Source organism: Phocaeicola sp. ICN-14070 (genome assembly GCF_037892625.1).
In the GTDB taxonomy this organism is placed as follows: Bacteria; Bacteroidota; Bacteroidia; order Bacteroidales; family Bacteroidaceae; genus Phocaeicola; species Phocaeicola plebeius.
This window is the reverse complement of record NZ_JBBKBF010000025.1, coordinates 36,596-48,985: the sequence shown is the minus strand read 5'-3', so window position 1 is coordinate 48,985 and position 12,390 is coordinate 36,596. Positions and strand designations below refer to the sequence as shown.

The following is a 12,390-nucleotide window of genomic DNA, read 5'->3' as shown; positions in this document are numbered from 1 at the left end:
CTTTTTTGTATCCATAACTCAGATTTTATTGTATCTTTGTTTTAGGTTTTAAAATATATATTTTATGGATACAATCTTACCTTATGCACTGTTGTGCTTTACCTCTTTTTTTACGTTGACAAACCCTTTGGGTACAATGCCGGTCTTTTTGACAATGACGAATGGTTTGGAAGAAAAAGAGCGACAACATATTGTGAAAAGAGCTACAATCATTTCTTTTATTATACTGATTGCATTTACATTTTGCGGGCAGTTCTTGTTTAAGTTTTTCGGGATATCTACCAATGGATTTCGTATTGCAGCAGGTATTATCATCCTGAAGATTGGCTATGATATGTTGCAGGCACGCTATACCAATACGAAGTTGAAAGACGAGGAGATTAAAGCTTATGCAAACGATATTTCAATCACGCCGCTCTCCATTCCGATGTTGTGTGGACCGGGCGCTATTGCCAATGGTATTATCATGATGGATGATGCGCGTACATGGAGTTTGAAAGTTACCCTTGTTTCCGTGATAGCTTTGGTGTATATACTTACTTATATTATTTTACGTTTATCTACGAAACTGGTTCGCATTATTGGGGAAACGGGTAATAATGTGATGATGCGTCTGATGGGATTGATTCTGATGGTGATTGCAGTAGAATGTTTTGTCGGAGGAATGCGTCCGATTTTGATTGATATCATTCAAGGAAGCCGTTTGTAGATGATAATTAATTATGATTTGCATTTTAAGTATATCAAATCATAATTAATGTGTATTTTCTGCTAATATTCTGTTATTCGTTTGTCTGACCGAATTAAATTGTTACATTTAATTCGAGAAAGGATTTTCAGTACCTTCTTTTTATTAACTTTTAAAATTTGATTTTATGAAAGTGCTATTAGTCGGTCTGGAACGTGTCGGAAAGCTGTTCTCAATGGAGTCTCTTTTCAAGAAGAAACTCACCGAAGCTGACATGACCGATGTGGAGGTGGTAACAGCTGAGATGACAGAATTTGGTTCTCCGGGAGGGAGAAAGTTGGAACGGAGCATGAACGAAGCTTTACGCGATGAAGCCGACTTCGTAGTGGTAATGGAGCCGTGGCAGAAAGATTTGCTGACTCGCTTTATGGATTATCGTAATTGGCATAAGATTCATTTGTTTGCAGATATCTGCAAACGTAAATCTAAAGCCGATATGCCTTCATGTGATGTGGATTTTGGTTATAGGAATGGCAATGAGGAGATGAATGATGGATGTCGGAATTTATTGGAAGGTTTGAAAATGCTTTTGAGAAAACGTGAGTCGGATTCTTCCGACTTAGCGATGGTTTAAAAATACCGTTAGTTGTTATGATTCAATTTTACTAGAGAAGCCCTGAATAAACGTAATTCGGGGCTTCTTTTTGTTTAAAAGAATTCCAAAACGAAGGTGGTATTCCATCCGTTGGTTTCTGCTTTTAACAGGCTGATACTGCCATTAGAAAGCTTCATAATCTGTCGGGAAAGAGAGAGACCGATTCCGCTACCTTCTTTTTTAGTGGTAAAGAACGGTACAAAGATTTCTTCTGCTTCCTTTTCAGGGATGGCAGGACCGTCGTTGCTGACATAGACTAAGATATGTTCTTCCTTGGTGGAATAGGCTCGTATGTGGATTTTTCCTTTATTTTCTCCAATAGCTTGTGTGGCATTCTTGAGAAGATTGATAAGTACCTGGCGAATCAGGTTAGGGTCGGCATACAGCATCAGGTCGTCCGGCTCAATCTGGAGTGTCAACTGAATGTGCGAGGGGATTAAATGGATGCTTTTTACCTGAAGAAGGAGTTCTTTCAGATAGAACGGCTCTGGTGAAGGTTTCTGAAGCGCAGAAAACTTCCGGTAACTGTCTACAAAGGAAATAAGTCCGGTAGAGGTTTCATGAATGGCACGGATACCTTCGTAAATCGGACTATCAATTACATCTTTTCGTAGCAGGAAAGTTTCGCTTAGAGAAGAAATCGGAGCGATGGAGTTCATGATTTCGTGTGTCAGTACCCTGGTCAGTTTTATCCACGATTCAAGCTCTTTTGTGTCCATTTCGTTACGAATATCATTCAGGGTAAGAATCTTTACCGTATTTCCTCCTAATTCCATAATAGAGGCACGCACTAACAGTTGGATTTCCCCTTTGGAAGTAGCATATTGCAGGTTACACCGTTCACCTGCAGGAAGCGAGATGAGTAATTCAGGTATATCATTTCCATAACGTTTCAGTTGTTGCAGGGTACCGAGGGCCGGAAGTCCTAACAGCCTTGTGGCAGCCGGATTGGTTTGTATGATTTTGTTTTGTTCGTCCAGCACGATGATGCCGGAACTGATGCCTGAGAGAACCTGTTCATAAAACCGTTCCCGTTGTTCCATTAATTGTTTCTGTTCGCCCATCATGGCACCGAACTCGTTGAGTGCATTTTGCAAAATACGTTCTCCTCCGATGAAGCCATGCCTAGGAAGGCGGAAAGAATAATCCCTGTTGCGGATAGCTTCCAGCATCAGCCAGCTTTTTTCGCGCAACTGTTTCTGGCTGGAATAAAACAGATAGATGGCTAAGGCAATCAGAAAACCTCCTATCCAGATCCATTCATTCTCATCTTGGTTGATACCGAGCGTCAGCAGTACGGTACCTCCTGTGAGGAATGCGATCCGTGCCAGTGGAGAAGATAACCATTTAGATGCCATGACGTTTCATCTTGTTGTAAAGTGTCTGTCGCGTAATGCCCAATTGTGCCGCTGCCTGTGACAAATTACCATCGCATTGTTCGATGGCTTTCTTGACGAGATTTTTCTCCATCTCGTCCAAGGTTTGCAGCGGAGTGTCTTCTTTATTCTCTTCGTGTATGCTTGGAGTATCTTGTCCCGAAATTTCTGTCAGTTGCAGGTTTTCGGCTTTCAACAGATTTCCTTCTGAAAGGATAACTGCCTTTTCAATGGTATGTTGTAGCTCACGGATATTTCCATACCAGGGATAATTCAGCAGACGCTGTTCTGCATCGGCACTGAATCCGGTCAGTGTGCGCAGGTATTGCTGATTATATTGTTCTAAGAAACGCTGTGCCAGAGGAAGGATGTCTTCTTTCCGTTCTCGGAGAGCCGGAATGTGTAAATGAATGGTATTGATGCGATACAGCAGGTCTTCACGAAACTCTCCATTGTGTACCATTTCATCTAGGTTGCGGTTCGTGGCACAAATCAGCCGGATATTGGTCGGCTGGGGAGTATTGCTTCCCACCTTGATAAAATAACGCTTCTGAATCACCGTCAACAGTTTGGCTTGCAGGTGATAGGGCAGGTTGGCAATCTCATCGAGAAACAAGGTTCCGCCATCGGCTGCTTCAAAACGTCCTACCCGGTCGGTGTGGGCATCGGTAAACGAACCTTTTACATGACCGAATAATTCGCTTTCAAACAGTGATTCGGTAATGGCTCCCATATCGACGGCCACCATCGGACCGTTGCGGTGGGGAGACAGCCGGTGAATTTCTCGTGCCAGCATATCTTTTCCCGTACCGTTTTCTCCGGTAATCAGGATATTGGCATCGGTCGTGCTGACCTTCTCAACCAACAGTCGTAGCGGACGGATGACGGAGGAATTTCCCCAGTACATACTCGATTTTTCCGTCGGTTGTGAGGCCTGCTTTCCTTTCTTCTCGTTTCCTCGGGCTTTGGCATAGGCTTCTTGCAGAGTCTGCACCAGTTTGGCATTGTCCCAAGGCTTTACAATGAAGTCGGTCGCTCCATCCTTCAGCCCTGTTACCGCTAAGTTGATGTCGGCATAGGCAGTGAACAATACCACTTGAATCTGCGGACGCAGCCGTTTGATTTCGCGCAACCAGTAAAGTCCCTCATTCCCGCTGTTGATGCCGGAAGAAAAGTTCATGTCCAGCAGCACCACATCAATCGCTTCCCGTTGTAGTAGGGAAGGAATGGTTACGGGAGAATTCAGGGTGATTACTTGCTGGAAATATTCTTCCAGAAGATATTGCAGAGAAGTAAGTATGTTGCGGTTGTCATCTACAACGAGTAAAGTTCCTTGTTTTGCCATCTGTGATTGAGATTTTGCGACAAAAATAGGAATTTTCAAGGCATAGCCCTCAAAAATGTCTAAAAAATATGCACAGTGACAAAAAATTAGACACTCATTGTCAAAAAATTAGACACTTGAGATTCTATGTAATATTCTATCTTATTGAAAATGAATTGAATAAAACTTTGGCACGGTATTTGAATGCTCTTTTGCGGATAAAAGAAAACAATATGAATAAAAAGAATCTATTACGCATGATGATTTGCTTCTTTTCCGGTTGGATGGGGCTGGAAGCTACGGCACAAGAGGTATGGGACGTAGACCGCTGTATGAACTACGCCGTACAGCACAACCGTACCGTCCGGCAGCGGGAACTGGAAGCAGACAATGCAAGATTGGATCGCATGAAGGCTATCGGTAGTTTCTTACCCGGGGTAACCGCCGGTACCAGCGTACAATATAATTTCGGTCGTTCAGTCGATCCGGAAACCAATACCTACAACACCTTGTCTACTTTCAACAACGGTTATTCCATGGAAGCTTCCATGCCGATTTTCCGTGGCGGGGGACTGGTGAACGAGGTGCGTCGGGCAAAGGCTGCCTGGCTGATGGGAAAAGCTGCCTGGCAGGAAGCTAAAGATAATACAGCGTTAGAGACTTTTCAGGCTTATATCGATGCTCTGTATTGCTACGGCACTTTGCGACTGGCCCGCAAGAAATTGCAGGAAAGTGATTCGCTGCTGTACAAAACATGCCGTCAGGAGGAATTAGGCTTGAAAGGCTTGTCGGATGTAGCCCAAATGGAAGCCCAGCAGGCTACGGACAGTTACAACCTCACCCATCAGAAGAACTTGTATGAAACAGCCTTGCTGACATTGAAACAGAAAATGAATTTTCCGGCAGAAGATACTTTACAGTTGGATACTGCCGTACTCGATACACAGACACTTCAATATATTCAGTTGACTCAGGAGCGTGCGGACGATGTGTTCCGTATCGCACTGAATGTCAATCCTACCCTGCAGCAAGCTGCGCTGAATGCGAAAGTGGCCTATATGCGCCGTAAGATTTCATGGGCCAATGTGGTACCGTCCATCACGTTGTTCGGTGGAATCTCCAGTTCCTATTATAAGGAACTTCATTCTACGGCTTATCCTGATTTCCGTACCCAGTTCAACAATAACTTCGGTTCCTACGTGGGCATCAGCATGAGTATTCCTATTTTCAACCGGCTTTCGGGAGTAACCAGCATGCGTCAGGCAAAAAACAATTACCGCATTGCTTGTGAACAATATGAATCGCAGAAAGAGGAATTGCAGAAATTGGTGCTTCAGGCCGTACAGGACCGGGAAGGCTATCTGAAAGAGAGCATACAGATGGAAAAGAAAGTCAGTTCCGACTCACTGGCCTATCATGTCACCCGGCGCAAGTACGAGGAAGGCTTGATGACTTCACTCGATGTACAGAACAATGCAGCCACCTTGCTCGAAAGCGAGACTTTGCTGTTGCAAAGTAAACTGACCTACCTGATGAAATGCCGTCTGGTAGACTATTACAAGGGAGAAGAAATTATTCGCGGGTTTGATGACACAGACAAATAAATAGAAATTGAAAAAAGACGATATTATGGATATACAGTTAGAAAAGAAAAAAGGAATCCAGAAGAAACATCTTCCTTATATTGGGGGAGGAGCCGTTATTCTTCTGCTGTTGGGCTGGATTATTTTCGGCAATCATGCTTCTACATTGAAAGTCGACGGTAAATCGCTGAACATTGCCGACGTGACTTATGGAAAGTTCAATGACTATATCCGTGTGAACGGGCAGGTGCAGCCTATTTCCGTGGTACAACTCAGTCCCGAAGAGGGAGGTATCGTGCAGGAAAAGGTGGTGGAAGAAGGAGCTCATGTGAAGAAAGGCGACGTGATTCTTCGTCTCAGTAACTCCAACCTGGATTTGCAGATTCTGAATGCGGAGTCTGAACTGGCCGAAAAGCAGAACCTGCTCCGTAATACGCAGGTCACCATGCAGCAGGACAAGTTGAACAACGAAACCGAGAAAGTACAGCTTGACATTGATACGCGCCGCAAACAGCGTACGTTCCAGCAGTACCAGCGTCTGTACAAGGAACGTCTTATCAGCCGCGAAGAATATCTTCAAGCCAAGGAAGATTATGAAGTGGCCCAAAAGAAGCATAAACTGATTACGGAACGTCTGGTGCAGGACTCCATTTACCGTAACATTCAGATGGATCAGATGGAAGATAACTTGCAGAACATGCGCAAGAACGTCTTGCTGATTCGCGAACGGAAAGATAAGCTGGAGGTGCGGGCTACCATTGACGGAGAATTAGGATTGCTGGATGCAGAATTAGGACAGAATATCAACGCCGGACAGATGGTGGGACAGATTAATGATTTGTCGGACTTCAAAATCGAGGCCATGATTGACGAGCACTACATCGACCGTGTGACTAACGGGCTGCCCGCTACTTTTGAACGTCAGGGTTCTTCGTTTAACTTGAAGGTGCGCAAGGTATATCCGGAAGTACGTGAGGGACGTTTCCGTACGGATTTCATCTTTCAGGGCAACCGTCCGGAGAACATCCGTAGCGGACAGACCTACTACATCGACCTGCAGCTGGGTGAGCCTACCGAAAGCGTGCTGATTCCGAAGGGTACCTTCTTCCAAGTGACCGGAGGAAACTGGATTTTCGTGGTCGACAAGGATGGGAAGAAGGCCTATCGTCGTAAAATCCGCATCGGACGTCAGAATCCGCAGTATTATGAGGTGCTGGAAGGACTGGAAAAAGGCGAACGCGTCATCGTTTCCGGTTATGAGAGTTACAAAGACAATGAAGTATTGGTGTTAAACTAAAAAATAAATTGTGATGAAAAAGATAGTACGTATATTGGCAGGTTTGGTAATGGGTTTGATGTGTGTAAACTGTGCCAGTGCAAAAAGTGGTAACGAAGAAAAAGTAAGTGAAACCCGCAGTGTGAATCCTTTCCATTCCATTGAAGTGGAGAGTGTGGCCAGTGTGTATTTCACTCAGTCGGATACCTATTCTCTTCGTGTAGAGGGAGAAAAGAAATGGGTAGACCAGACAAAGTGTACGGTGAAAGACGGAGTATTGCTGATTGCGTGGGCTGAGAAAGGTAAGAAAACTACCCGGAATGTGAACGGACTCTCTATTTACATCAGTGCACCCGATTTGCAGAAAGTAGCTTTTGAAGGTGTCGGATCATTCAATTGCAAGTCCCGCCTGAACCTGAAGGATGTGAAGTTTGATGTGGAAGGCGTGGGCAGTCTGCACGTGACCGACTTGCGCGCCCGGAATGTGCAAGTCAGTCTGGAAGGTGTAGGAAGCGGTGAACTGGCCGTAGATTGCGAACACCTGGATGCCAGCATAGAAGGTGTAGGCAGTCTCACTTTAAGTGGAAAGGCTAAATCGGCTCAAATCTCCAAAGACGGAATCGGCAGCGTCTCCACCCGGCGGTTGAAAGTCGGTGAATAAATTTCGTAATTGCAGTATAAAAACACTTACCACTCATGAACACACTTCTTAGAAATTTCTCGCATACCTTCCGGCGTTTCTTTACGGCCAGCGTATTGAATCTGTTAGGATTGAGTATTGCCTTTGCGGCCTGTTTCGTCATTCTGACGCAGGTGGATTACGACTATAACTACAACAAAGCCTATCCGGCACACGATCGTATTTACCGGGTAGAAGTGGATGCAGGCGGAGATTACGGCTGGCAAATCTGGCTGGCTCGTCCTTTCTGTGAGCTGGTGGGAGCTTCTTCTCCACACATACAGGCCATTTCAGTTACTTCATTGTCAAACTCTCTCAATGATTTTGAGGTAGACGAACACATTTACTCTGAACCTTGGTTTACGGGATTTGGTGATTACCTGGAGGTATTTCAGCCTACTATGGTGTGCGGTACAACCGCCTCCCTCAATGAACCCGGCCATGCCCTGATTTCCGCATCCATGGCCCGTCGCTTTTTCGGTACCACGGATGCCATTGGCAAGACCATCTACGTAGACCGTAAATCTCGTAACCAGCCGTTGGTGGTAGGAGGAGTTTATCAGGACATGCCGGAAAACTCCCAGTTAGGAAACTGTGTTTTTTCCTCCTACTCCCCGAACCTGAACAAAGATTCGTGGAGAAACTGGAATTATGCCTTGTATATCCGGCTTGACAGTCCAGCTTCATTGCCCGATGTGGAACGGTCGGTTATTGAAAACTGCAAGCAGAATATTCCAAGAGACCGGATTAGCGGAGATGAAGACTGGGAGAATTTCATTCATTTTACGCCGTTGGACGAAGTACACTATTCTACGGTAGGCAATAAGGCAGCTACCAGCAAGGCCGCCGTGTACCTGCTGCTGTGTGTATCGGTGCTGATTCTGCTTACAGCAGCAGTCAACTACATGAACTTCTCACTGGCAGAAACTCCCATGCGGTTACGTTCCATCAATACCCAGAAGGTGTTGGGTGCTTCCACTTTCTCCTTGCGGATGTATTTGTTGTTGGAATCCGTATTGGTTTGTGTGTGTGGCTTCCTGCTGTCCTTGCTCTGGCTCTATCTGTTGCAAGACACCTCCCTGAATACCTTGGTGGCATCAGACCTCTCTTTGATGAATCATCCGAACCTACTGATAGCTTTGGGCGGAATGGCCGTGTGCATGGGCTTGCTGGCTGGAGCCTATCCTTCTTACTACGTCACCTCTTTTCCGCCGGCATTGGTGTTGAAAGGTTCGTTCGGCCTTTCTCCGAAGGGCAAGATGCTGCGTACGTTTCTGGTTTGTTTCCAGTTCTTTGTCTCTTTCATGCTGATTATCTCCGTGGGCATCATGTACCTGCAGAGCCGTTATATTCAGCAGAGCGACTATGGCTACGACAAGGAGGTCGTATTGGTAGGAGCGATTCCTTATGAATATCTCGATCGCAGGGAAGCGATTGTCAGTGAATTATCCGGGATTTCGGGCATAGAAGGCATTTCAATCTCCCAGTTTGTTTTAAGTTCAGCCGATAATTACATGTCGTGGGGAAGAGGGAGTGGAGACCGGTCTATCAATATGACTTGTTTTCCGGTGGACTACCGCTATTTGTCGGTGATGGGCATCAAGATTATCGAAGGCCGTAACTTCAAGCCGGGCGACGGGGATGTGTATATTTTCAACGAAGCAGCTCGGAAGAAATATCCTTGGATGAGAGTCGATGAACCGGCTGTCCCTGAGGATTATCCAGTGATTGGATTCTGTGAGAACATCTGTTTCAGCAGCTTCCGCAACAACGATGCCGTAGAGCCGATGGCCTTCTTCATTTACGGAAAAGACCATGCAAATTGGGATGCCAACAATATCTTGAACATCCGGGTGGCTGCGGGAGTAGACAAAGTGGACATGCTTCACCGCTTGGCTGAGGCAACAGAAAAGATGGCACCGGGCCGTGATTTCAGATTCCGTTTCATGGATGAGGTGATTGACCAGAACTATCGTCGGGAATTGCGTTTCACCCGTCAGATTCTATTGTTCTCCCTGATAGCCATTGTCCTCAGCATGATTGGTGTGTTCGGACTGACCTTATTTGAAAGCGAATACCGCCGGAAGGAGATTGGTATCCGGAAAATCATGGGAAGTTCCACTGGTGAGATTCTCTATATGTTTACCAAGCGTTATTTCGTTATGCTGGTGGTCTGCTTCGTACTGGCAGTTCCCTTTGGTTGGTGGATAGGGCACGACTGGCTGGAAAGCTTCTCCGACAAGACGCCTATCCGTGCCTGGGTATTTGTGGCCTCCTTCCTGCTGGTCAGTCTCATTACGGTACTGACAGTGACATTCCAGTGCTGGAAGAATGCCAATGAAAACCCCGTACGGAGTATTAAGACGGAATAAATACATTAAACTATAAAATACGATGAAAGGACTGAAAACCTATTTTACCTATCTTCAACGCAACAAGCTGTTTACGCTGGTCAACGTGGCGGGACTGGGCATCTCTCTGATGTTCGTGCTGCTTATTGCCAATATGGTAGTGCGACAGCTCACTGTGGGCAGCGATATAAAGGACATCGAGCATATTTATGTGTTGTCGAACGAGGAATATAGCGCCAGCAATTACCTGGTGGGTGAACGGCTGGCCAACCGTTATCCGGAAATGGCCGACTGGTGCGCTGTGAATGCTGAAGCTTGTAACTCGGGGAGTTATGCGGTAATAGAAAACCGGAAAACCAGCCTCGAAATATATTGTGTGAAAGATAATTTCCTCCGTTTCTTTGGCTATTCGCTGTTGTCGGGAAATCCGGAACAGGCACTGGTCGATGCACATAGCATCGTGCTGACCGAATCGGCTGCCCGTAAACTGTTTGGGGATGAACCTGCGGAAGGCAAGATGCTTCGTTTGTCTGCAGACAAGAAGGAGATGTACACAGTGACAGGCATCATAAAAGACTTTGATAACTCTGTTATCCCCGATGAGGTAGAAGCCATTGTACCATTCGACTATGTGGATTTTGTGAACTGGGGAAGCAGTATGCGCAATCCGGATATGAACAACATGGGAGGGACGACGATACTGGTCCGTTTTCCTCAAGGTGTCAATCCCGATCAGAAAGCTGCCGATATGCTGTCTTTTCTCAAAACCTTTTCCTGGGGATATCAGCATGAGTTGTTCCGTGAGGCATTCTGGATGCCGTTGAAAGACGTGTGTTTCTCCGAAATAATAAGTCTTCAGCTACGTCAGTACAATCCGGTGAAAGTCTGGATATTCTTAGTGGCAGGTATTCTGATTCTGCTGATGGCTGTATTCAATTACGTCAGCATGTGCGTGGCACAAGTAAGCTATCGTGCCAAAGAAATGGCTACCCGCCGGTTGTTGGGCTCTTCCGCACGGAGTATCTTCTGGCGCTTGTTGGGAGAGTCGGCCTTGTTTACCACAGGAGCCTTTCTGCTGGCTTTGCTGTTGGCTAAGGCTGTGGAACCGACGGCCTGTGACCTGCTGCAAACACGGCTGGACATCTGGGGCGACTTAAACGCCATCACTTTGCTAATCTATTTGATAGGCATTGTTCTGCTTTCCTTGCTGGCCGGAGTGGTACCTGCTGTTCTGCTTTCTCACTACCATCCGCTGGATGTGGTGAAAGGCACTTTCCGTCGGAAAACCAAGGCGGTGTACCTTCGGGCACTGTATGTGGTACAGAGCGGACTCACCGTAGCCATGCTGACTTGCACCCTCTATCTGTCCGCACAAATCTACCGGATTCTGCGTGAACCGTTGGGTTATACGTACGGTCATGTGCTCGACTATCCTGCCATGACAGTCGGTTCCTCCGAAAAGATACGTCTTTTTCGTGACGAAGCCCGTAAGAAGCCCTTTGTAAAGAATGTCTGCTTGACTGCCGGTACGCCTGTAAACCGCGGAAACAACAATACCACCCAGCTTTACGACAACAACGGGATACCTCAAAATGTCAGTTTTCAGGTGTTCCGTACCGATTCAGCCTTCTTGGACATCTTTCACATCCAGGTGTTCGACGATAGGAAACTTCCACGGAAATGGGGGAACATGTATTTCTCCGAAAGTACGTTCGATTCTTTGCAGCTGGATTACGCGCGTACGGCAGAATTGCGGAATGAATATGGCCGCCAGTATGCTGTAGGCGGGCGGTATGCCGACATCAAATTCGGTTCCATTCTCCTTCCGCAGTCACCCACCATGATTTCAGTAGAGCATCCGGACAAAGTAAGGCCCTGGAACGTACTGGTAGAAACCATTGAAGGCAATCAGGCAGCATATAAGAGAGAACTTGATGCCTTGTTTTCGGAAGTGGTGGAGGGTATTCCCTTTGAATCTAAATGGTATGCCGATGAAATCAAGGAAGTCTACAAAGATTTGTTGCACATGCGTACTACTATTGTGGCCTTCACGTGTGCAGCTCTATTGATTTCCCTATTGGGACTGACCGCCATGAGCATTTATTTCATCAGCCAGCGCAAGCGCGACATGGCCATCCGAAAGGTTTTTGGTTCCAGTGCAGGTATGGAGCGGGCACGACTGCTTCGTTTCTCCCTGCTGTCTTTGCTGGCAGGCATGCTGTTGGCCGTTCCTTTGGCGTGGTTCGGTGTACAGCAGATAGACGGTATCCTGCACTATTCACCCATGGCGATGTGGGGCGTGTTTGGCGTTGCCTTTCTGTTGGTAGCCTTGATTTCTTTAGGCTCCGTGTGTCTCATCAGTTGGGGAGCCGTTCGTGAAAATCCGGTGAATCACATTAAGACCGAATAATTTTTCATAGTGTGTAAAAACAGATAAAACAATCGGGACCTCCGCCAT

9 protein-coding genes are annotated in these 12,390 nt (G+C 46.2%); 7 read left to right on the top strand and 2 right to left on the bottom strand.

Annotated features, from left to right (window positions below):
* The first annotated feature begins 64 nt into the window (after positions 1 to 64).
* On the top strand, positions 65 to 709 hold the full coding sequence (locus tag WKT20_RS08810) for a MarC family protein (RefSeq protein ID WP_040313445.1): 645 nt from the start codon (positions 65 to 67) through the stop codon (positions 707 to 709).
* A gap of 166 nt (positions 710 to 875) precedes the next feature.
* Entirely contained in the window at positions 876 to 1,322 is a 447-nt protein-coding gene (locus WKT20_RS08805) for a hypothetical protein (RefSeq protein WP_007564513.1), read from the top strand.
* Between the two features lie 74 nt (positions 1,323 to 1,396).
* On the opposite strand, the gene WKT20_RS08800 is transcribed toward WKT20_RS08805, so the two are convergent.
* Together WKT20_RS08800 and WKT20_RS08795 are read right to left on the bottom strand one after the other, a co-directional pair.
* The gene (locus tag WKT20_RS08800; RefSeq protein WP_340417233.1) at positions 1,397 to 2,701 is read right to left on the bottom strand and encodes a sensor histidine kinase; all 1,305 of its coding nucleotides are present in this window, start codon (positions 2,699 to 2,701) and stop codon (positions 1,397 to 1,399) included.
* On the bottom strand, positions 2,691 to 4,064 hold the full coding sequence (locus WKT20_RS08795; protein ID WP_117702539.1) for a sigma-54-dependent transcriptional regulator: 1,374 nt from the start codon (positions 4,062 to 4,064) through the stop codon (positions 2,691 to 2,693). The genes WKT20_RS08800 and WKT20_RS08795 overlap by 11 nt, the downstream gene beginning before the upstream one ends.
* A gap of 212 nt (positions 4,065 to 4,276) precedes the next feature.
* Here WKT20_RS08795 and WKT20_RS08790 point away from each other — a divergent pair, with 212 nt between their 5' ends.
* From WKT20_RS08790 to WKT20_RS08770, 5 genes are read left to right on the top strand one after another with little or no spacing between them, the layout of a single operon-like run.
* A complete protein-coding gene (locus WKT20_RS08790) occupies positions 4,277 to 5,647 on the top strand; it encodes a TolC family protein (RefSeq protein ID WP_340417232.1) in 1,371 nt (456 codons plus the stop codon).
* Positions 5,648 to 5,672: 25 nt separating this feature from the next.
* The gene (locus tag WKT20_RS08785) at positions 5,673 to 6,923 is read left to right on the top strand and encodes an efflux RND transporter periplasmic adaptor subunit (RefSeq protein ID WP_117673706.1); all 1,251 of its coding nucleotides are present in this window, start codon (positions 5,673 to 5,675) and stop codon (positions 6,921 to 6,923) included.
* A gap of 13 nt (positions 6,924 to 6,936) precedes the next feature.
* Positions 6,937 to 7,563, top strand: a complete 627-nt coding sequence (locus WKT20_RS08780; RefSeq protein WP_118244453.1) for a GIN domain-containing protein — start codon at positions 6,937 to 6,939, stop codon at positions 7,561 to 7,563.
* Positions 7,564 to 7,598: 35 nt separating this feature from the next.
* The gene (locus WKT20_RS08775; RefSeq protein ID WP_118337999.1) at positions 7,599 to 9,953 is read left to right on the top strand and encodes an ABC transporter permease; all 2,355 of its coding nucleotides are present in this window, start codon (positions 7,599 to 7,601) and stop codon (positions 9,951 to 9,953) included.
* 22 nt (positions 9,954 to 9,975) lie between these two features.
* Entirely contained in the window at positions 9,976 to 12,342 is a 2,367-nt protein-coding gene (locus WKT20_RS08770) for an FtsX-like permease family protein (RefSeq protein WP_340417231.1), read from the top strand.
* Positions 12,343 to 12,390: the final 48 nt, after the last annotated feature.

Excerpts from the sequence above, each read along its gene's own strand:
- WKT20_RS08810 (WP_040313445.1), top strand. The coding sequence starts at position 65 with ATGGATACAATCTTACCTTATGCACTGTTGTGCTTTACCTCTTTTTTT.
- WKT20_RS08805 (WP_007564513.1), top strand. The coding sequence starts at position 876 with ATGAAAGTGCTATTAGTCGGTCTGGAACGTGTCGGAAAGCTGTTCTCA.
- WKT20_RS08800 (WP_340417233.1), bottom strand. The coding sequence starts at position 2,701 with ATGGCATCTAAATGGTTATCTTCTCCACTGGCACGGATCGCATTCCTC.
- WKT20_RS08795 (WP_117702539.1), bottom strand. The coding sequence starts at position 4,064 with ATGGCAAAACAAGGAACTTTACTCGTTGTAGATGACAACCGCAACATA.
- WKT20_RS08790 (WP_340417232.1), top strand. The coding sequence starts at position 4,277 with ATGAATAAAAAGAATCTATTACGCATGATGATTTGCTTCTTTTCCGGT.
- WKT20_RS08785 (WP_117673706.1), top strand. The coding sequence starts at position 5,673 with ATGGATATACAGTTAGAAAAGAAAAAAGGAATCCAGAAGAAACATCTT.
- WKT20_RS08780 (WP_118244453.1), top strand. The coding sequence starts at position 6,937 with ATGAAAAAGATAGTACGTATATTGGCAGGTTTGGTAATGGGTTTGATG.
- WKT20_RS08775 (WP_118337999.1), top strand. The coding sequence starts at position 7,599 with ATGAACACACTTCTTAGAAATTTCTCGCATACCTTCCGGCGTTTCTTT.
- WKT20_RS08770 (WP_340417231.1), top strand. The coding sequence starts at position 9,976 with ATGAAAGGACTGAAAACCTATTTTACCTATCTTCAACGCAACAAGCTG.